Source organism: Abyssibacter profundi (assembly GCF_003151135.1).
GTDB lineage: Bacteria > Pseudomonadota > Gammaproteobacteria > Nevskiales > OUC007 > Abyssibacter > Abyssibacter profundi.
The window spans coordinates 1-20340 of the sequence record NZ_QEQK01000021.1 but is presented as its reverse complement, the minus strand read 5'-3'; the positions used below and the strand labels follow the sequence as shown (position 1 = coordinate 20340).

At 61.1% G+C, this 20340-nt stretch carries 21 protein-coding genes and 1 pseudogene; 16 read left to right on the top strand and 6 right to left on the bottom strand.

What is annotated here, in order from left to right; translation table 11 throughout:
• Nucleotides 1-168: 168 nt before the first annotated feature.
• From DEH80_RS16530 to DEH80_RS16495, 8 genes are all read left to right on the top strand, one after another.
• Complete coding sequence (locus DEH80_RS16530) at nucleotides 169-1023, top strand: hypothetical protein (RefSeq protein ID WP_109721629.1); 855 nt, start codon at nucleotides 169-171, stop codon at nucleotides 1021-1023.
• Between the two features lie 228 nt (nucleotides 1024-1251).
• A complete protein-coding gene (locus tag DEH80_RS16525; protein ID WP_207774663.1) occupies nucleotides 1252-1701 on the top strand; it encodes a MarR family winged helix-turn-helix transcriptional regulator in 450 nt (149 codons plus the stop codon).
• A 50-nt stretch (nucleotides 1702-1751) separates the two neighbouring features.
• Entirely contained in the window at nucleotides 1752-2417 is a 666-nt protein-coding gene (locus DEH80_RS16520) for an acyloxyacyl hydrolase (protein ID WP_109721628.1), read from the top strand.
• Nucleotides 2418-2507: 90 nt separating this feature from the next.
• The gene (locus DEH80_RS16515) at nucleotides 2508-3776 is read left to right on the top strand and encodes a lactate 2-monooxygenase (protein WP_109721627.1); all 1269 of its coding nucleotides are present in this window, start codon (nucleotides 2508-2510) and stop codon (nucleotides 3774-3776) included.
• A gap of 74 nt (nucleotides 3777-3850) precedes the next feature.
• Nucleotides 3851-4426: a DUF3228 family protein gene (locus tag DEH80_RS16510; protein ID WP_109721626.1), complete on the top strand. Its 576-nt coding sequence runs from the start codon at nucleotides 3851-3853 to the stop codon at nucleotides 4424-4426.
• A gap of 53 nt (nucleotides 4427-4479) precedes the next feature.
• Nucleotides 4480-6018, top strand: coding sequence for a sensor histidine kinase (locus DEH80_RS16505; RefSeq protein ID WP_109721625.1), 1539 nt, complete (start codon nucleotides 4480-4482; stop codon nucleotides 6016-6018).
• A gap of 89 nt (nucleotides 6019-6107) precedes the next feature.
• Nucleotides 6108-7133 (top strand): lipase family alpha/beta hydrolase, encoded by a 1026-nt coding sequence (locus DEH80_RS16500; protein ID WP_165831531.1) that lies wholly within the window; start codon nucleotides 6108-6110, stop codon nucleotides 7131-7133.
• A 92-nt stretch (nucleotides 7134-7225) separates the two neighbouring features.
• Nucleotides 7226-8332 (top strand): hypothetical protein, encoded by a 1107-nt coding sequence (locus DEH80_RS16495; protein WP_133249298.1) that lies wholly within the window; start codon nucleotides 7226-7228, stop codon nucleotides 8330-8332.
• A 93-nt stretch (nucleotides 8333-8425) separates the two neighbouring features.
• Here DEH80_RS16495 and DEH80_RS16490 read toward each other — a convergent pair whose 3' ends face one another.
• From DEH80_RS16490 to metK, 4 genes are all read right to left on the bottom strand, one after another.
• Entirely contained in the window at nucleotides 8426-10435 is a 2010-nt protein-coding gene (locus tag DEH80_RS16490; protein WP_109721622.1) for a PhoX family protein, read from the bottom strand.
• Between the two features lie 151 nt (nucleotides 10436-10586).
• The gene (metF, locus tag DEH80_RS16485) at nucleotides 10587-11438 is read right to left on the bottom strand and encodes a methylenetetrahydrofolate reductase [NAD(P)H] (RefSeq protein WP_109721621.1); all 852 of its coding nucleotides are present in this window, start codon (nucleotides 11436-11438) and stop codon (nucleotides 10587-10589) included.
• A 92-nt stretch (nucleotides 11439-11530) separates the two neighbouring features.
• Nucleotides 11531-12958 (bottom strand): adenosylhomocysteinase, encoded by a 1428-nt coding sequence (gene ahcY, locus DEH80_RS16480; RefSeq protein ID WP_207774662.1) that lies wholly within the window; start codon nucleotides 12956-12958, stop codon nucleotides 11531-11533.
• Nucleotides 12959-13002: 44 nt separating this feature from the next.
• The gene (gene metK / locus DEH80_RS16475) at nucleotides 13003-14175 is read right to left on the bottom strand and encodes a methionine adenosyltransferase (RefSeq protein ID WP_109721620.1); all 1173 of its coding nucleotides are present in this window, start codon (nucleotides 14173-14175) and stop codon (nucleotides 13003-13005) included.
• A gap of 280 nt (nucleotides 14176-14455) precedes the next feature.
• Between metK and DEH80_RS16470 the strand changes: the two genes are divergently transcribed.
• The 8 genes from DEH80_RS16470 (at nucleotide 14456) to DEH80_RS17715 (ending at nucleotide 18679) form a co-directional block, all read left to right on the top strand.
• A complete protein-coding gene (locus DEH80_RS16470) occupies nucleotides 14456-15016 on the top strand; it encodes a thioredoxin family protein (protein WP_109721639.1) in 561 nt (186 codons plus the stop codon).
• A gap of 414 nt (nucleotides 15017-15430) precedes the next feature.
• Nucleotides 15431-15829: a hypothetical protein gene (locus tag DEH80_RS16465; protein ID WP_109721619.1), complete on the top strand. Its 399-nt coding sequence runs from the start codon at nucleotides 15431-15433 to the stop codon at nucleotides 15827-15829.
• Nucleotides 15830-15967: 138 nt separating this feature from the next.
• Nucleotides 15968-16432, top strand: a complete 465-nt coding sequence (locus tag DEH80_RS16460) for a hypothetical protein (protein WP_109721618.1) — start codon at nucleotides 15968-15970, stop codon at nucleotides 16430-16432.
• Nucleotides 16433-17002 (top strand): hypothetical protein, encoded by a 570-nt coding sequence (locus DEH80_RS17215; RefSeq protein WP_165831530.1) that lies wholly within the window; start codon nucleotides 16433-16435, stop codon nucleotides 17000-17002. It begins immediately after the preceding gene.
• A 96-nt stretch (nucleotides 17003-17098) separates the two neighbouring features.
• The gene (locus tag DEH80_RS17210; RefSeq protein ID WP_133249296.1) at nucleotides 17099-17536 is read left to right on the top strand and encodes a hypothetical protein; all 438 of its coding nucleotides are present in this window, start codon (nucleotides 17099-17101) and stop codon (nucleotides 17534-17536) included.
• A 112-nt stretch (nucleotides 17537-17648) separates the two neighbouring features.
• Entirely contained in the window at nucleotides 17649-18038 is a 390-nt protein-coding gene (locus tag DEH80_RS16455; protein ID WP_109721617.1) for a MerR family transcriptional regulator, read from the top strand.
• Between the two features lie 60 nt (nucleotides 18039-18098).
• Complete coding sequence (locus tag DEH80_RS16450; protein WP_109721616.1) at nucleotides 18099-18482, top strand: MerC family mercury resistance protein; 384 nt, start codon at nucleotides 18099-18101, stop codon at nucleotides 18480-18482.
• Complete coding sequence (locus tag DEH80_RS17715; protein WP_109721615.1) at nucleotides 18464-18679, top strand: GDCCVxC domain-containing (seleno)protein; 216 nt, start codon at nucleotides 18464-18466, stop codon at nucleotides 18677-18679. The genes DEH80_RS16450 and DEH80_RS17715 overlap by 19 nt, the downstream gene beginning before the upstream one ends.
• A 38-nt stretch (nucleotides 18680-18717) precedes the next feature.
• On the opposite strand, the gene DEH80_RS16440 is transcribed toward DEH80_RS17715, so the two are convergent.
• Together DEH80_RS16440 and DEH80_RS16435 are read right to left on the bottom strand one after the other, a co-directional pair.
• Nucleotides 18718-19668, bottom strand: a complete 951-nt coding sequence (locus tag DEH80_RS16440; RefSeq protein ID WP_109721614.1) for an IS110 family RNA-guided transposase — start codon at nucleotides 19666-19668, stop codon at nucleotides 18718-18720.
• A gap of 481 nt (nucleotides 19669-20149) precedes the next feature.
• Nucleotides 20150-20340 (bottom strand): annotated as a pseudogene (locus DEH80_RS16435) (IS110 family transposase); the annotation flags it as partial.

The following is a 20340-nucleotide window of genomic DNA, read 5'->3' as shown; positions in this document are numbered from 1 at the left end:
AGGCGGAGTGAGTGCCGCTTGGTCATTCCAAGTCAGCGAACGACAACGCAGGCTCGCGGGAAAACCGGCCCGTTCCGTCAGGATTGCGCCTGCAAACAGGCCAGACTGCGTTGCTCGTCGCTCATTTGGAATGACCAAACTTCGCTCCTCGCGCCTTGCCTGGCCTGTTTGCAGGCAGCAACTTGGCGGCGCGAATCAATCAGTGCTTCCCTAAACCTGTTCAACAAGCTGGAGACGGGGCATTACTACCGGGTCACACAATGTCGCGAGCCGGGGCAGGGCTCGCAGCAGGTCTCCGGCGGGGTGTTCTTCGAAGGTGACGACCCGGTTTCTCAGGCGCTGAACGAGGCCCAGGCACTGGCCGTGCCGACCTACCCGCCCGGTCCGCACTGCAATGCGCTGGGTCTCACCGAGCTGGGGCACCAGATGATCGAAAGCCTGATGCGGCGCGGTCTGCTCATCGAGACAGACCACACCAGTGTCGAGTCCAAGGAGGCGATTTTCGCGCTGGCCGAGTCGGTGGGGTATCCGCTGATCTCCGGTCATACCGGAACGGGTGGCATCACCACCGAGACCCAAAAGCGTCGCATCTTCGCCCTGGGCGGGCTGGTCTCACCATTCAACAACCAGGCACCTGCCTTAATCGACGAGCTGCTAACCCTGCGCGAGTTGATCGGGCCGGAGACCTTCACCGCGGCGGGCTTTGCCTCCGACGCCGGCGGGTTAGCATCGCAGCCGGCGCCCCGCGCCGATGCCGGTGACAAACCGCTGGTCTATCCGTTCACCTCCCATGACGGCGCCGTTCGTTTCGACCGGCAGGTCACGGGGGAGCGTGTGTACGACCTGAATGTGGACGGCGTGGCGCACTATGGCCAGTACGCGGACCTGCTGGCGGACATGGCGCAGCACGAAGGCGGGGACCAGGCGCTGGAGATTCTGTTCGGCGCCGCCGAAGCCTATCTGCAGATGTGGGAGCGGGCCGAGACGGTGGCCGCTGAGCTGCGGGAGTCCGCGGACCCTTAAGCCCGCACACCGGCGCGGCTCGCGGCCTGGTTTTGAGTTCGCGCCGCAGTCGGTGTGTGGAAGGGCGGGGCCGCGCTCAAGGGTCTCGATGCTAGGTGCATGGCGGCGCGGTGGCGTGCGTTCGGCGGGATGGTAGTGCGAACCCGACCGCGGCGCCGTCCCTGCATCGATTTGCTTTTTCGTCAGATAGTCCGATAATGGACTATATAGTCGATCAACGCAGGACCCATGACCGAACGATCACATCCGATGGCGAACCTGCCCGTCATGCAACTGGTCCGCGAACTGGTCCGGACGTATCAAGGGTTTACGGCCACCGCCTTCGCGCAGATCGAGTCGACCTCCGGCTTGGGGGCCGCCGAATTCGATGTGTTGTCGGCACTGGCCGGCAACGAGGGGCTGACGTTCAAAGACCTGTCCGACCGCACGCTGATCTACAAGACCACGCTGACCAGTGTGGTTGACCGTCTCCAGAAGAAAGGCCTGGTCGAACGCCGACATTGCACGGAAGACCGCCGCTGTATTTATGTAGCGGTCACCCAAGACGGCCAAGCCTTGTTCGACCGCGTATTTCCGGCCCATGTCGAATTTCTGCAGCAACGGCTTGCAGGGTTGTCGGACGGCGACCTCGAGACCCTGCGGTCGGGCCTCAGCGCCCTGCGCCAGCGATTCGACTAACTTATTTATCTATTTAGTCCGAAATAGGACTATTCACAGAGGGATTGACCATGGACGAATCGATTGAACGGATACCCCCATCTGTGCGGTGGCAGGCATGGGCCTTGCGCTTGGGATTTATCGGGTTGTTGATGCTATCGGCTGCCGCACAGGCCCAGTCCCCATTGGCGCGGGTCGAGGCCATTGGCCTGCAGGGACAGACGGCGTTCAAACACTTCGACGGTCTGCAGCAGCAGGCGGTGTCACTCAAGCTCGATCTCCAGGCCATCGAGCTGCCTCGACACTGGGTGCCCGGCCGGGTGCGTTTGAATGCTGTGGCGGGCACCCTGCGTGCCCGCGAACAGCAGGGTGCCATCGTTTCGATTGGGCCTGAGTGGTCGTCAGCGCGGCGCTGGCCCATCGAGATTGCCATCGGCCTGGCCCCAACCTGGCTCAGTGAATCGCAGTTTGCGGGCGACGAACTGGGCGGGCATTTCCACTTCACCTCGCACCTGGCGGTGGGGGGCTATCTGGATGATGCGCGGCGCCTGGAGCTGCGCTACCGGGTGCAGCACATCTCCAATGGTGGAATCCGTCGCGATAATCCGGGTGTCGACATGGCGGGCGCGGAACTGCGCTATCGATTCGGCCTGCGGCGCCCTGCTGTCCTGCGGCATGTGGCCGCAGTGGACCGGCGGTCGGGGACTGGACTGGATTTTCAGCTCGGTGCCTTCTGACGCCATTGCGAGATAAAGGGTCTGTCGGCATGCTCGGGGTCCAGCAATGTCGATGCCGCCTCGCAACGTACGGGCGGCCGCAGGAGACCCATGGATCAGTCAGCAGGGGGCGCAGCTGCGCGCCAACGCGAAATTTATGTACACGGGGCGGCCGGACGGCGCTCCCCCGTTCCGGTGGATGTGGAGGAACTGGAGCTGGCGGCACGCGATGTCATGACGCCGGAGGCCTTCGCCTACATCGCCGGTGGTGCCGGACGCGAGCGGACGATGGAGGCCAATCTCGCCGGATTCGATGCCTGGCAGATCGTGCCCCGGATGTTGCGTGATGTCGGCACCCGATCGCTGCAAACCGAGTTTCTAGGCCAGACCCTCGCATCGCCGCTGCTGCTGTCACCCATCGGGGTGCTGGAGATGGCCCATCCGGAGGCTGACCTGGCCGTCGGCCGCGCGGCGGCGGCCTGCGACGTGCCCTACATCTTCTCGAATCAGGCGTCCGAGCCCATGGAAGCCGTGGCCGAGGCCATGGGCGATGCCCGGCGCTACTTCCAGCTTTATTGGAGCAAGTCGAACGAGCTGGTCGAATCCTTCGTCAGCCGAGCTGAGGCGGCGGGTTGCGAGGCCATTTTCGTCACCCTGGATACCACGCTGCTGGGCTGGCGAACCCGCGACCTGGGGCTGGCCTACTTGCCGTTTCTACGCGGCAAGGGTATCGCCCAGTACACCAGCGACCCGGTGTTCGAACGACTCATGCAACAGGATACCGAGGGCGATGCACCGCGGGCACCGATTAGCGTCAAGGCCCTGGCCACGCTGGTGGAGTCCGCCATGTCGTATCCCGGCAGCACCTTGTCGGCGCTGGGCTCTGGCAATGCGCTTAAGGCGGTCCGGACCTTTGTCGATATTTACTCGCGGCCGACCCTGACCTGGGACGATCTCGATTTCCTGCGGCAATGCACCGATTTACCCATTCTGCTCAAGGGCATCCAGCATCCGGACGACGCCCGACGCGCGGTGGATGCCGGCGTCCAGGGGATCATGGTGTCCAACCACGGCGGTCGTCAGGTCGACGGCGCCATCGGGAGTATCGAGGCCTTACCGGCCATTGCAGAAGCGGTGGGCGGGCAAATCGACATCGCCTTCGACAGCGGGATTCGAGGTGGGGCCGACATGCTCAAGGCCCTGGCCCTGGGTGCCGATGTGGTGGGTGTGGGGCGACCGTACTGCTACGGACTGGCCATTGCCGGTGAATCCGGCGTCCGCGATGTACTCGGCAACCTCCTGGCAGACTTTGAGCTGACCATGGCCTTGTCCGGCGTCAGCGAGGTTTCGCAGATTAGTCGGGACTTGCTCGAAGTCTGATCTGCGCCAGGCCGGCCCCGCACCCCGAGGGGCGCATCCATCGCATTGACCCACCGACACAACACGCAACGCGCATGACTGACACGATTACGCTTAGCCGCTTCGCCCGAAAGCGCCTGTTTCCCAAAGCCGGTCGAACCGACAAGCTGCAGGGCACAGACCCGGCTGCGTTCGAGTCCCACATCAACAGCCATGCCCCCATTAAGCGGCTGGCGGGCTATGCCCCGTTTTGCGAGCTCTGGGTCTATGAGAACTGGACCCCGACACGGGTTATGGCCGTGCCGATTACCGACGACAACCGGCACTTGCTGCGTTCGGCCTATGAGGCGCGCACAGCCAAGGAGCTGCCGGTCCTGACGCGCTGGTTCGAAGGTGTGGACCCGCCACGGGCCAACTACCTGATCGTCATCCTGTACAACGCCGAGCAAATGGCGAAGGAAGGTGATCCGATTGATGCGGACTGGGGGGTGGTCGGTTGCCTGCCCACCGCCGAGCCCGAGGAGATCCCGATGGCGCCGATCACCATGCTGCGCAATGCGCTGGGCGTCGAAGAAGGGGGCTCGGGGGTCCCGCTGGATCGAGAGGCCTATGCAGCCAGTGTCGCGTTCTGGGATGCGCACGCCAACTGGCGTGAGTACGCGGCTTCATGATGCACGGCGAGGCCGCTTGGCAGCGACGGTTCTGAGCCACCGGGCCGGCAGTGATGGAGGGTAGCTACCACCCCGGTCTGGTGGCCTTGTCGGTGCTGGTCGCCATGGCCGCCGGCTACGTGGCCCTGGACATGGCCGCGCGTGTCGCCGACACCGATGGCGCGGCCCGGCGGCAATGGTTGCTGGGCGGTGGTTTGGTCATGGGGCTGGGCATCTGGTCCATGCATTTCATCGGCATGCTGGCGTTCGAGCTGCCCATCCCGGTGGCCTATGACGGCGGCCTCACGGTGTTATCGGCCGTCTTCCCGATTGCGCTGTCTGTGCTGGCCATCCACTACGGCGCCGGGCGCCGGTTAACGCATCGCAAGCTGCTGGTCGGTGGCTTTGTGATGGGCATGGGGATTTGTGCCATGCACTACACCGGTATGGCCGCTATGCGGATGCAGCCGGCGATTCGTTACGAGCCGAGCCTGCTGGCCGGATCCATGCTGGTGGCGGTCAGCGCATCCTGGGCCGCACTGGCACTCGCGTTCTACCTGCGAGGCCGAACCGGACCGGGCGCCTTCTTGCGGCGTGGCAGTGCCGCGGCGGTCATGGGGCTGGCCATTGCGGGCATGCATTACACGGCGATGGCTGCAGCGCGGTTCTCCGAAGACGCGGTCTGTACGGTCACCACTGCCTTGCGTGTCGATAGCTTTGTGCTGGCCTGTGCAATTGCGGTCGTGGTGCTGCTGCTGATCCTCGCCATCCTGGCCATCTCGGCGTTGGATGCCGCATCCGCCAAGCGGGTACAGGTCATCATGGACCGTCTGCGCGAAACTAATGCGGCGCTGACTGACGAGGTGGCCCAGCGAGAAGAGCTCACCACACAACTGCGTCGTTCCAATCGCGAGCTGGAGCAGCTGGCCGAACTCGCCGCGCGTCACCTGCAGCGTCCGCTTCATGCGCTCAGAGGGTTTGTCGAGGTCCTGGACGATCGCCTGGGCGCGACGGCCGATGCCGACCTTCAGGAGTTGATGCGGCGGGTCACAACCGGCACGGGCGAAATGCAAACGCTGATCGACGCGTTGGTTGAGTTGGCCGATATTTCCTCGGCGCGGGTGCAGCGGGACTGGGTGCCGCTGCGGCGAGTGGTCACCGATGCGCGTTTGCGGTTGGCGGCCACCATCGGTCAGCGCAACGTGCAACTGACGGTGGGGCCGCTGCCCACCGTACTGGGCGATACCGAACTGCTAGCCAGGGCGTTCTTTCATCTCATCGACAATGCCATCAAGTTCCAGCCCGTCGCCCAGCCGGTGGTGGAGATCTTCGCGCAGCCGCTGAACGATGGTTGCCGGGTGGTGATTGCGGACCATGGCATCGGCATTCCCGAACAGCACCACGGCGGCGTGTTCGAGCTTTTTCGTCGACTCAATCCGCGGTCGTACGACGGCGCGGGCATCGGACTACCGGTCGTCCGCCGCATCGTTTATCTGCATGGCATCGAAATCGAGTTAGCTGAGCACGCAGAGGGCGGGCTTGCCGTCTGCCTGGATTGGCCGGCGGAGCTTGTCCAGTCCACGCCAGGGCTGGACCCAGACACCCCCGAATAAGCAGCTGTTTGCGTATCACCATGCGAGTTCTGCCACACTGTGTACGCAGCGTTACAAAGCCGCGTTCGACGGTGGGTAGGAGGAGCGACATGCTGGATCGATGGTGGATGCTGGGATTGATGATTGTGTTGGCCGGCTGTTCCGGCTCAGGCAATGAGCCAGCGGGTGGGGCGGCCGCCTGCGACTCGCCGCCGGCGCTAACCGTACCGACGTCCACGCTGGACGCAGCGCTGGCCTGCAGCGCAGGTCTGGCGTCTGCTACGCGTGCTCCGGTCCTGCTGGTCCCCGGCACGGCGACGACGCCTGACACCGCATTCAGCTGGAATCACCAGCCTGCGCTGGAGGCCATGGGCTGGCCCTATTGCACGGTGGAACTGCCCGAATCGGCCATGGCGGATGCGCAGGTTTCGGCCGAATACATCGTGCATGCGATCCGGCAGATGGCTCGGGTCAGCGGCCGGCGCGTGGCGGTCGTGGGCTACAGCCAGGGTGGCATGCTGCCGCGCTGGGCGCTTCGTTTTTATCCGGATATTCGCGAGCGCGTCGAGGAGCTGGTGGGTTTGGCGCCGTCCAACCACGGCACGGAAACGGCGGCCCCGTCCTGCGTGAGTGGCTGCCAACCCTCCATCTGGCAGCAACGTAGCGATGCTGCGTTCATTGCTGCGCTGAACGCGGATTTCGAGACGGTGGCGGGTGTGGACTACACCGTGATCTATACCCAGCTCGATGAGGTCGTGGTCCCCAATGCGGGACCCAACCCCTCGTCGCCGCTACGGGCGCAGGGTGAGCACCTGGCCAACATCGCGACCCAGTCGGTGTGTCCAGCCAATGCCGCCGACCATCTGGCATTGGGGACCTATGACCCGGTTGCCCATGCGTTGCTGGTTGACGCCCTGACCCATCCGGGCCCGGCCGATCCAACCCGGCTAGCCGGCTATGCCGGTGCGCCGGGAACCGCCGCGGTTTGTGCAGAGGTGTTCATGCCGGGCGTGAATCCCGCGACTTTCGCCCTCGACTATGGCGGTCTGCTGGCCGGCATTAGCGAGGCGACGGCGAACACCGAGCGGGTCGACGCGGAGCCGGCCTTGCGCTGTTTTGCCGATCCAGCCGGCTGACCGACAACAGGCTGCCGTCACAGATGGGGGATACCGGCGACCTTTGTTGACGCTTAACGTGCGTGGGACTTCCCTGATCGTGAGCGCAGTGCATGAAAACAATGGTTCCCTTGACGCTGGGTGTGGCTTTGCTGGCCGGTTGTGCCTCGACGCAGACTGCCGCACCGCCCCCGGAGTTCAACCCCGCGCTGGATGCCGCCAGCCAAGTCTCGAGCTTCATTCGGCCCGCGAACACCAAGACACGCGGTGAGTCTCGGCGGGTTGCGTTGACCTCTTGCGTGGTGGCCTTTGGCACCAAGACCAGCGGTTTTGCCCAGACCCAGGCCGGGACATTTGCCTATCAGGATCCCGACAAGGCCAGAGTCGAGGCCAAGGTCAGCACGCTGTACCAGCTGGAGGGGATTGGCGATGCGCAAATGCAGTCGATGACGGATGCCATCTGTGCCCGGGCGGAGCGCCAACTGGCCGACGCCGGGCTGGACGTGATGCCCCATGCTGAGTTGGCGGCCACCTCGGCATACCAGGCCGTGGCGGCCAAGGGTCGACAGGCCCCTGTCGACTGGTCGCTGGGCAAGTCGGACTATCGTGTCTTCGTGCCCACAGGTTGGACGTTGTTCGATCAGCGTTTTGACGGCAAGGCCCGGGGCATCAAGAACATCTTTGCCCAGGCCTCGCGGAGCAATCCGCAGGCGCTTGAAGCCAAGCTGGTCGACGAACTGGGCGTGACCGGTGTTCATCTTGACCTGATGGTCGACTTTGCCAATGTCAGTAGCAGCGACGAGCAATACACCGGCTTTATCGGCCGTAACGTGGGCCGCGACGAAGCCTCGCTGTCGACTTCGGTCAAGCTGGCAACCAGCGGGGTACTCAAGCTGGTCACGCCGGACGTCATCCATTGTCACAAGCTGGGCTGCGACACCATGTGGACCGCGTGGCCGGCGTATCAGTCTTCGCGACCCCTGGTGTCCTCTGATCCTTTCTACACGGGAATGTCGGATGCCCAGTCTGCCGGAAGCAAGGTGGCCGAGGGGCTGGCCAGTGCAATCGGGGTGCTGACCGCGTTGGCGGGCGGCACCGGCGGATCATACGACCGCACGGAGTGGGCCGTGGAGGCCGATCCGACGGCCTACGAAGATATTGCCACCCGCTATGCCGGCTACTTCGTGGACATGGCGGTCCTGGCGCAGCAGCCAAACTAGGCTGACAGACGCCCCAACGAAACAGGCCCGATCCTGAGATCGGGCCTGTTTCTATTCGCGGCGACCAGCGCCGCTTAAGACATCAGCGCTGCCTTAGAGGGCGATCTCTCCGCCGTCTTCACGACTGATGATCACGGTGGCCGACCGCGGGCGGTTGCCCGGCCCGTCGGGGAAGCTGCCACCCGGATGCTGGATATTGACGAACATGGTTCGATAATCCGGTGTCATGTCCACGCCGGTGACCTCGCAGCCGGCCGGCCCGACGAAGAAACGCTTGAGCTGCGCCTGGGTCTCCGGACGGATCAGTCGATCGCCCTCCAGGCCGGCGGGGATGACGGCCAGCATCTGATCATTGCTGTCCGAGTCCAACGGCGCGCCGTTGTCGGTCTGAATCCAGAGCACGCCGCGCGCATCGAACCACAGGCCATCCGGGCTGCCGAACTCGTTGTCCAGCGTCAGGCCGGAGATGTTGAAGGATGGGTCAGCGGAGGCGTTCGAGCCGAAGACGAAGATGTCCCAGGTGAAGCTGGTCGCAGCCGGGTCGTCGTTGGCTTCTGCCAGGCGGATGATGTGACCGTGGCTGTTATTGGCGCGCGGGTTGGCGGGGTTTTCATCGCCCTCGCTACGCCGGGTGTTGTTGGTCAGGGTGAGGTAGATCTCGCCGGTATTCGGGTCGGTGGTCGACCATTCCGGACGGTCCATCGGCGTGGCGCCGACGAGATCCGCGGCGATCCGTGCGTAAGTCAGGACCTCGGCTTGGGAGGTAAAGCGGGCGGCCAGGGCCGGTACGCTGATATCCAGTTCGACCCATTCGCCGGTGCCATCTTCGGCGAACTTGGCCACGTACAACCGGCCGTTATCCAGATACTTGCTGCCCGCCTGGAGTCCGCCGTTGGCGTCGGCCGGATCCCAGTTGGCATTCGAGACATACTTGTAGAAGTAGTCAAAGCGGTTGTCGTCACTCATGTACCAGGCGATGGGACGGCCTTCGAACACGCGACCGGGTTCGGCACCCTCATGGAGGATGCGGCCCATGCCCGTGCGCTTAACCGGTCGCGAGGTCGGATCGTACGGGTCGATCTCGACCAGCCAGCCGAAGGTATTGGCTGCGTTGCGGTAGTCCAGCGCTGCAGTGGCTGCGTTGGGCGTCGTGTCCCAGCGAGCGAACTCGCCGTTTTGTTCGGACGGATCGCCTGCCACGGCGGCCCACTGGTAGCCGAATCCGGTGGCGCTCAGGCCGTAACGAGACTTTTCTTCGGGGACCGGATCTTCCTGGGTCGTCTGATAGCCCTGGAAGTTCTCCTCGGTGGCCAGATAGGTGCCCCAAGGCGTGAAGCCGCGACCGCAGTTGTTGACGGTGCCGCGCGTGCTCATGCCGGTGGCGTCGTAAGCGGTGACCACCAGGTCGGTGCCCGCAACCGGGCCGGCCAGATCGATGGGCGTGGCGGCCGTGATGCGTCGGTTAAAGCCCGTGTTGGCCATCGACCACTCGCCGTTCATGCCGCGCACCATCTCCACGACCGACACGCCGTGGGCGTAGATGTCCTTGCGGACTTCGTCGGGGTCGGTGGGCTTGCCGTCGGCGTCCTCGCTGCGGCCGTCCCCGGCAAACAGGGTGCTGTTGGAATACTCGTGGTTGATCACCAGCAATCCGTGGTCTGAGGTGTTCGACCCGGCCGGCAAGGGATAGAACTTCATGCCGTCATGGTTGGAGCCAATCTGGACTTCCTGCTCTGCCGCAGTGTTGGTGCCGTCACCATTGAATGTGGGGGCAACGCCGTTGAGCGGCGTACCCCAGGGCAGCATGACCTGCATGTTGTAGCCAGGCGGGACGCGCACGAGGTCTTCGGGGCCACCGGCGATGGAGTCGAAGGTCAGCTTGGCTGCGGTGCGACCGCCGTTGTCGGAGTCACTGCAGGCGGAGAGCCCGGCGCCAGCAAACAGCGTGGTGGCGGCAAGGCTGAGCCCGCCGCGCAGCGTGTCCCGACGGGACAGGCGCGCCGCCAGGATATCGGCGAAGGGCCGGCTATCGGTATGGGGTGTGCTGGGGTCCAGGTCGTGCAGCGCCTGAGAGTCCCGAATCGGGGTGCGGTTACGCGTCATGCTGTGAGCCTCCTGCTGGTTGATGACGTGGATCGGTGGATCGATCCCGGCAGGTTAGGCAGGCTCTGTGACGCTAGCGTGGGGGTTTGTTGACAGTCCGTTGACAGTTCCGTGACATCGGCGCCGCGGTCAACCGACCGCGGCGCCGATGTCATGCCGCCGCTGGCATCGGCAGGCGCAGCGCCTGCCAGAGTTCCAACGTGGGTGCAGCGCGGTTGAGCGTGTAGAAGTGCAGGCCGGGGGCGCCCAGGTCCAGCAGGTTGCGCGATAGCTGCGCGACCACATCCAGGCCGAAGGCACGCAGCGACTCGCTATCGTCGCCAAAGGCTTCAAGGCGGCGACGAATCCAGCGCGGGATTTCCGCGCCGCAGCGATCCGAGAAACGGATCAGCTGGTCGTGGTTGGTGATCGGCATGATGCCGGGCACAACCGGCACGCGCACGCCCCGTGCGGCCAGGCGCTCGACTAGGTCTTCATAGGCGTGCACGTTGTAGAAATACTGAGTCATGACCGCATCGGCGCCGCATTGAACCTTGCGAACCAGATTGTCGAGATCGGCATCCGGCGTGGGTGACTCGGGGTGATACTCCGGATACGCAGCGACTTCGATGTGGAACTCATCGCCGGTGGTTTCACGAATGAAGCTGACCAGCTCGTTGGCGTAGCGGAACTCGCCGGGATCGGTCATGCCCGGCAACAGGTCACCGCGCAGTGCGACCAGGCGGTTGATGCCCGCTTGACGATATTCGTCCAGCAACTGGCTGATGCGCTCGCGGGTGGAGCCGATACAGGAAATATGTGCGGCAACGTCGCAACCGGTGTCCTGCTTGGTGGCGATGCAGGTTTCCAGCGTGCCGGACTGGGTACTACCGCCGGCGCCGAAGGTGACCGAGAAGAAGGCCGGCTGCAACGCAGCCAGTTGCTTGCGGACCTCGGCCAGCCGCGTCGCGCCTTTCTCACCCTTGGGCGGAAAAAACTCGAAGCTGAATTGAAGCTCGCTCATGAATGCTCCGGGCCGCGAAGGGCCTCTAATCTTTGAATCGCCGCCGACAGATCGTTGCGATCTGCCGGCGACTCGAACATCAGCGCGTCGGCCTAGTACCGATACGCTTCCGGCTTGAACGGACCGTCGACGGTCACGCCGATGTAGTCGGCCTGCTTCTCGGTCAGCTTGGTCAGGCGAGCGTTCAGCTTGCCCAGGTGCAGGGCGGCAACCTTCTCATCCAGGTGCTTGGGCAGGACGTAGACGTCCTTCTTGTACTGGTCACCCTTGGTGAACAGTTCAATCTGCGCCAGCGTCTGGTTGGTGAAGGAGCTGGACATCACGAAGCTCGGATGGCCGGTGGCACAGCCCAGGTTCACCAGACGACCGCGGGCCAGCAGGATGATCTTCTTGCCGTCGGGGAACTCGACGTGGTCGACCTGCGGCTTGATCTCATCGAACTTGCACTTGGCTTCCAGCGCGGCCACGTCGATTTCGTTATCGAAATGGCCGATGTTGCAGACGATGGTCTCCGGGTGCATGCGCTCCATGTGCTCGTAACGGATGACGTTGTAGTTACCCGTTGCGGTCACGAAGATGTCGGCGGCCTCGATGACGCCCGGGTCTTCGAGGTTCACGACCTTGTGGCCTTCCATGCAGGCCTGCAGGGCGCAGATCGGATCGACTTCGGTGACCCAAACCGTGCAGCCCAGGGCCTTGAGCGACTGGACCGAGCCCTTGCCGACATCGCCATAGCCGCAGACGATGGCGGTCTTGCCGGCCACCATGACGTCAGTGGCGCGCTTGATGGAGTCGACCAGCGACTCGCGGCAGCCGTACAGGTTGTCGAACTTGGACTTGGTGACCGAGTCGTTCACGTTGATCGCCGGGAACGGCAGCGTGCCTTCCTTGGCCATCTTGTACAGGCGAGCCACGCCGGTGGTGGTTTCTTCGGTCACGCCCTGAATCGACGCCAGACACTGCTTGTACCAGCCCGGACGCTCGGCGTTGCGCTGCTTGATGGCGGCGAACAGGTATTTCTCTTCTTCGCTTTCCGGGTTGGCGATTAGCGACGGATCGTCTTCAGCGCGGGCACCCAGGTCGATCAGCAGCGTGGCATCACCGCCATCGTCGAGGATCATGTTCGGCACGCCGCCGTCTGACCATTCGAAGATCTTGTGGGTGAAGTTCCAGTACTCCTCCAGCGACTCGCCCTTAAAGGCAAAGACCGGCGTGCCGCCTTCGGCAATGGCCGCGGCTGCATGATCCTGCGTCGAGTAGATGTTGCACGAGGCCCAGCGCACGTCGGCGCCCAGTGCCTTGAGCGTCTCGATCAGCACGGCGGTCTGGATGGTCATGTGCAGGGAGCCGGCGATGCGCGCGCCCTTGAGCGGCTGTGACGCGGCGTACTCTTCACGCGTGGCCATCAGGCCCGGCATTTCGGTTTCGGCGATCTCGATTTCCTTGCGGCCAAAGGCGGCAAGGCTGATGTCGGCGACGACGTAGTCGGCCGTGTTCATGTCTTCTGCTGCAACACTCATGTGTTTCTCCGTGAATTCTGTGTCGGGGGTCGAATGGGGTGCGATTAGGCTGCCGCGGCGCCGCGCAGGGCCTCGGCCTTGTCGGTGCGCTCCCAGGGCAGGTCCAGGTCTTCGCGACCGAAGTGTCCGTAGGTGGCGGTGTCTCGGTAGATCGGCTTGACCAGATCCATCATCGTGACGATGCCGTAGGGGCGCAGATCGAAGTGTTCGCGAACCAGCTTGGTGAGGGTTTCCTCATCGACCTTGCCCGTGCCGAACGTCTCGACCATCACAGAGGTCGGCTCGGCCACGCCGATGGCGTAGGACAGCTGGATTTCGCACTTGTCGGCCAGCCCGGCGGCGACAATGTTCTTGGCCACATAACGGGCGGCATAGGCTGCCGAACGATCGACCTTGGACGGGTCCTTCCCGGAGAACGCGCCCCCGCCATGGCGGGCGTAACCGCCGTAGGTGTCGACGATGATCTTGCGGCCGGTTAGACCGGCATCGCCCATGGGCCCGCCGATGACGAACTTGCCGGTCGGGTTGATGTGGAACTTGGTGTCCTGGCTGATCCACTCGGCTGGCAGCACCGGCTTGATGATCTCTTCCATCACCAGTTCCTGCAGCGCTTTCTGCTCGATGTCCGGGCTATGCTGCGTAGACAGCACCACGGCATCAATGGCCGTGGGCTTGCCATCGACATAGCGGAACGTGACCTGCGACTTCGCATCCGGACGCAGCGTGGTCTGGTGCTTGGTGCGTCGGACTTCCGATTGCTTGCGAATCAGGCGATGCGCGTACTCGATTGGGGCCGGCATCAGCACTTCGGTTTCGTTGCAGGCAAAGCCGAACATCAGACCCTGGTCGCCAGCACCCTGTTCTTCCTTGGTGGCGCGGTCCACGCCTTGGGCGATCTCGGCCGACTGCTTGCCGATCAGCGACATCACCGCGCAGGAGTGGCCGTCGAAGCCGGTGTCGGAATGGGTGTAGCCGATGTCGTTCACCACGCCGCGGACGAGGTCATCGAGGTCGACCCAGGCATTGGTCGTGATCTCACCGCCAACGATGACGCAGCCGGTCTTGACCATGGTTTCGCAGGCCACACGGGCATTCGGGGCGTTATCGCCTTCCTGGCGCAGGATCTCGTCCAGCACGGCGTCCGAAATCTGGTCGCACATCTTGTCGGGATGGCCTTCGGAGACCGACTCCGAAGTGAAGAGATAGGATTTGCTCATGGTTGTGTCACCGTGTTGTGCAAGACGAAACACCGCGGGGGCTTGCCACCACGGCGCAGGTGAAGAATGACTCCGGCAAGCCGCATATCTGCCTATCCGGATGGGCGGATGATAGTAGCGGCAGTTGCGATGGAATGCACGCGGGCATGAACAGGGAACCGACGAATGACGCGGTCGCGCCGCTGGGAGGGTGATCCCGGCCCTCTCTAGATTTAAAGTCTGCAGGCAGCAACTGGGCGGCGCGAACCCGTCAGTGCTTCCTTACTAATGGAGAATGCCGATGGCCCTGACGGAATCGACGATGCTGGCCCTTGGCTCGAAAGCCAGCGACTTCCTGCTGCCAGATACGCGTGGTGGCGACAAGCTGTCCTACGCCCAGGTGGCAGGAGAGCGCGGCACGGTCATCCTGTTCATCTGCAATCACTGTCCCTACGTCATCCACGTCCGCGACGAGTTGCTGCGTATCGGCCGTGCGTATCTGCCCAGGGGGATTGGCTTCGCCGCGGTGAGCTCCAACGACGTTTCCACGCACCCAGAGGATGGGCCTGACGCCATGGCCAAGCTGGCAAAGGCTGAGGACTTTCCGTTCCCCTATCTATACGACGAAACCCAGGACGTGGCCCGCGCCTATCGCGCCGCCTGTACGCCGGACATTTTCGTCTTTAACGCCGAGCGGGCGCTCGTCTACCGTGGGCGGCTGGACGCATCGACGCCGGGTAACGGCGTGCCCGTGACGGGTGCTGACCTACGTGCTGCCCTGGATGCGCTGTTGCAGGGCAAGCGGTTGGATGTCTCGCAGCAGCACCCCAGCATGGGCTGCAACATCAAATGGGCGAGGTGACGGGCCAAACGAAGGGGGCGCCAATGAGCGGGCAGCCAATCACGGAAGAAGCGCAGGCGGCCATAGAAGCGAAGGGCCGGCGCGGCGTTTAACGGTGTAATTCGTAAGGTTTCACCCTAATTCCTGACGAAGCCAATCCTGCAGACGAGGCGGTGAGGACATGGCAGTATTTATCCGACAGGATCATTCGTTGACTACGCGAATAGCCCGTCAATCAGGGCAATCCGTGGACAACGGCCGAACCGAGGCTGCGTGTTATACGGCAATTTGCCGCATTTGCTCGCTCGCGCGGCTGCCTTTTCACAGCACACGCCAATGAAATCAATCAATTACAGCCCATTCTTGCTTGTTATACGGCCTGCCGCTCGTGCGTTATATGGCATTTTGCAACCCAATAAGCGTTAGAACGCACGCATGATTCTGCTTGATTACGAAAGCAACCATTCTTTCGCCGTTCGACTGCTTTGTCTTGCTGGCGCGTTACTGGTTGGTGGGACAGTTTTCTTGATTGTGCAGCTACCCGAGGCGGGTTTAGCCATTAAGGCCGTAACCGTTGTCTGCGGAACCTGCCTGGGGCTGTGGTTTTTTGGGATCACGTTTGGTTTTGTCGCCAAGTTTCCGTGGCAAGGGCTAGTTCTATTCGGTGTCGCCCAGTTCGTTGTGCTCGCAGTGCTCGTAGCGGCAATGTTCACTGAGGGCAGCTCGCCGCCAAGTTTTCCGCTTTTTGGGCTGGGTTCAGCAACTCTGCTGTTTCTTGGCGCAGCAAGCATTCGGCGTGGCTTGAGTCATCGTAACCGCAGCAATGCGTTCTAACATGGCGTTTGAGCCGGACGCTTTTCTCCGCTGCGCTTCGAAAAGCGCCGCTCAACTTCGGCGTTATGCCGCATATGTTGCGCGTAGCTGGCATGTTGGGCCACGCTTCACGTTTCGGCTACGTATACTGCTGTAAGAATGGCATCGAAACAGAAGAAAGGCAGAGGCAACAAGCGACAGGAAAAGGCTGCGGAGTACAACGGGTGGCGTGCTCTTGTCGTCTTCCTTGAAGGCATATTTGATCTCATCAACAACCGTCAGATTTACCCTGCGTTTGGTCTTGTACTCCTGAGCATCTGTGTCGTCGTGGTAGTACGATTGCCCGAGAACGAGTTGGCGGAAGTAATTAAGTTGTTGATTTCTAAGGCTGGCGGCTCGGCTGGCGGCATGTTCGCCCTGCTAATCGTGACAAATGGGGGTTGGTGGTACTTGACAAAGCGGCTTAGGTCTATATATAAGCATGAGATTGAGCGCCTAGTCGCGGTGCGTAGTGAGTTGATGCATGGACCTGATGCCAAGATTCGTCAACATCGCTCAAGTGAGGAAGACTGCCCCGAACAGTACCTCATGCCCACCAACCCTGCGAAAGCCGCTGACGAGTAGATGATGGAATTTTTTATCGGCGTTTGTGTACTGCTTATAGTGCTGTACTTCGCCGCACAACAAATTAAGCTTTATAACGAAATCATGTTAGACAAATACAGATTTCGTTATTTTTCCCTGCGTGACCGTTTGGCGCTAATGGTCATAAATGGCGACCTTGAAGAAGATTCCTGGGAATACAAGAAGATTGTTGACACGCTCAACTACCACATTAAGAGCGTAGAGACAATGTCTATCGATCATATCGTTTCAATGATCGCCAAGTATCACACCTCTCCAGAAGAACAAAGGACCGTTCGCATTATCGAGAAGCGCGTAAAGAACGAGGCCATTTTGCAGTTGATGGTCGAGTTTTTTAGCGTCACTCGTCAGGTTCTTTGGAGAAACAGTCGGACCCAGATCCGTGCACTCAAATACGTCGTTGGAAAGTCACAACGGCGACAAAGGCGCGTAGCAACTGTCCCTGAAATCGGTGTCATGAGAAATTCCAAAGCCGCACTGAAACGAATTGACGGCTCATTGGAATCACTCAGCTCAAGCCTCTCTGACGTACACGCCGCTGCGGCATAACAAATCGTTGCAGCGGACGTTTGACCCGCCGCCCATTTTTGCTGCCGCAAAAACGGGCGTCGCCTCAAACGCCGCTGAACTCAGGCGTTGGGCATCATGAAACGATTTTCAGCCGCTTCTTTTGCGCTGAGCGCCTTCTTCGTCACGGGCGCAGTCACTGCTGCCGAAGTTGCACTATTTGATCGCGAATTCCCACTACCCGTAGGCTGCGTTCTGTTTCCAGGTCCGGCGCTCGTCGACGGTTATACTCGCATTCAATGCGAAGAGAGCCTCGAGTCTCCTACGCTCTACCTTGCGTTTCTAAAGGCAGAAGAGTGTGAAACTCGGGAAGAACCTTCCGCACTAATTCAGCGGCGCGTGCTTTCACAACAAACGATAGGGAACCTCGAAATGCTGGTAGCTGTGGAAAGAGTGAACAACCAGGAAACCGAATTCCACACAACACGAATCTTCGACAAATTAACGTGTTTACAAGCTTCAAGCACTGATGCACAAGCAGTTCAATCGTTTGTTGAACCAGCGTTGTCGGAGTGATGCCCAACAAATCATTGCATCGGACGCCAAACACGCTCCGCGTGTTTGGTTCCCTACGCCCTGCGGGCTCCGGCGCCGCTGAATTCAAGCGTTAGATGCCATCCATAGCCCAATGAGAATCGGTGAGCTCGCAAAAAGCGTCGGGGTATCCGTCGAGACAGTCCGGTACTACCAGCGGCAGGGGTTGTTGGATACGCCTGAAAAGCCATACGGCCAAAACCGGCACTACACAGAATCGCATTTCAAGCGCCTGAAATTTATCAAGCGTGCTCAAGCCCTTGGCTTTTCCCTTGCTGAAGTGGTTTCATTGCTTAGCCTCTCTGCGTCGGACTGTTCCGAAGTGGAAAAAGTGGCGAGTCGCAAGCTCTTGCTCGTTCGTGAAAAGCTGGCAGATCTGTCCAGAATTGAGTCCGTTTTGGTGGAGGCTGTGGCGGGCTGTCAGGAGCGTCGTCCTTATGAGGGGTGCCCAATCATCGAAAGCTTAATCGATCAGAAGTCTTGAAGCCGTACCTAGGTACGGAGCTTATGCTGACCTTGTTCAACCGTTGGAGGTCGCTTCAAGATGAAAGAATCCTTGGTCAGTATAGGCGGCGTCGGAAGCATCGCTTCGGCTGCCGCTGCGGCAGCCCCATGCTGTTTGCCGTTTCTTGCATCAGTCGCTGGTGCCGTAGGCTTGTCGGCGTTGCTGCCTTATTCACAATACATTGCCTACTTGGTTCAGGCGTTCGGAATCATCGCCGTAGTCGGAGCCATCTTGTCATTTCGGCAGCATCGAAAGTACGGCCCCTTGGTCTTAACTGCTGCTTGTGTCATCGGCCTGCTTGTTGTCTATAACGTCTCACTAATCGCATGGCTGCTGTATTCTGCTTTGGTCGGGTTGGTTCTTGCGGCCATTTGGAATACCTACGAATCAAAGAGGTGCAATCAATGCTCAGCCGAGGCATAGAGCTAGAATCGACGATTACTTGTCCGCACTGTGGTCACAAGAAAACCGAAACCATGCCCACAAATGCTTGCCAGTACTTTTATGATTGCGAGGGTTGTCAAAAGGTCTTAAAGCCTCACCTGGAGGATTGCTGTGTATTTTGTAGCTTCGGTTCGGTCAAGTGCCCACCTATCCAAGAGGGCGAGTGTTGTGGGTAATGGCATCTAACAAGTGACTATGGTCTGAAGTCAACTATTCAGGCTAGTTCAGGATCCCAGTGTTGACCGTTTTTCATCATTACGTTCAAGATGGTGATGAGTTTTCGCATGCAGGCCACCAGTGCGACTTTGGGCGGCTTACCGGCCGACAGTAGACGCTGATACTGCGCCTTCAGTTTGGGATTACTCTGAGTGGCCGACATGATGGCCATGAAGAGGACGGTCCGAATACGTGGCCGACCCGCACGGATGCGTCGTTTTCCAGTGAACGCCCCGCTGTCCTTGTTCATCGGGGCCACACCGACAAGCGCTGCGATCTCCTTTCGATTGAGTGTTCCCAACTCTGGAAGCTCGCTGAGCAGGGTGTAAGCTAGGACGCGCCCGACGCCATTTACGCTCGTAAGCAGCGCTTTCTTCTCGGCCCACTCGGGCACTTTCTTTGTCGCCTGGTCCAGGGCGCGATCAATCCGGTCAATCTCGTCGGTCAGTTGTTTGATGTGACGACGAACACTGACCAAGAGCGACTTGGGCAGGATGCTGGCACGGTTCTTTTCCATGCTCCGCATGTCCATGAGTTGCGTGCGTCTGGCCAGAAGATCGCTGATAAGACGACTGGATTTGTTCTTGGCCGGTGTCAGCGGCGGCTGTAGGGCCTCGCCGAAATGAGCAATATCCTGCGCATCCAGCCGATCTGTCTTGGCCTGACGTCCGGTGGCCTGGGCAAAGCGTCGGACTTGGGTCGGGTTCGCCACGACAATCGGAAGGCCGGCTTGATGCGCGGCATCGACAAAGGTGCTTTCCAGCCGACCAGTGGCCTCGACGACGATCCGTGCCGGGCGAATGGCACGGCAGCGCTTGATCGCGGTCGAGATCCCTTCTGGCGTATTAATCACGTGAAAAGTTTCGCCGGTGGGGCGCACGAAAACGTCTAATCTCTGCTTGCTGACATCGATGCCAATCGTGATGTCTTTGTGGTTTGAGATATCCATGAGATAAGCTGACTCCGCCTTGCTATACGGGCTCGGGGCCCCGATGACTATTCGAGTTATTGCCTATAGAGATCAGTCACGCGCGCACTTGTTAACGGTCTCTGCGAAGCAGGAGCCAATCGTTTCTCGCGCTGTGACTGATAGGCCTTCGGTGGCCGCCGAAGGTGGGCCCCATTTTTACCCGTTTTCTGACGAATACGGACCATACAAATCGTATATGGACTCCTCCCGCAACCGGGCAGTCGAAGACGTCTAGATCTCGGCGATAGAGGTGCGGTTGCGGTCGTATATTCGGCCTGTTGATGGGCTCTTACGGCCCTGGCCTTCATGGAAATCCGCATCGAGTCGTGCCACACGCTGCAACTGAGCTTCTCGCTCTGATTTGTTACCGGCATCTAGACCCGATGGGGCCGACCCGTTTCGCCATGATCGCTGCCTTCTCCTGCACAACCGCTGGTGGGAAAACTTAAATTTGAGTCTGTCAGGCAGCCACGGCCTGATACTCCGGATCAAAGCAGGTGCCATTCGCCCAGCTCGCCCAGGCGATCCGAGCCAGCTTGTTGGCCACGGCACAGGCCGCTTTGTTGTGATTGGATCGCGCCTGCACGCCCAGCGCCCAGTGCTGGAGCGGGCTCAGGGGTCTGCCCGCGTTCTGGTTGCGCCTAGCACTGA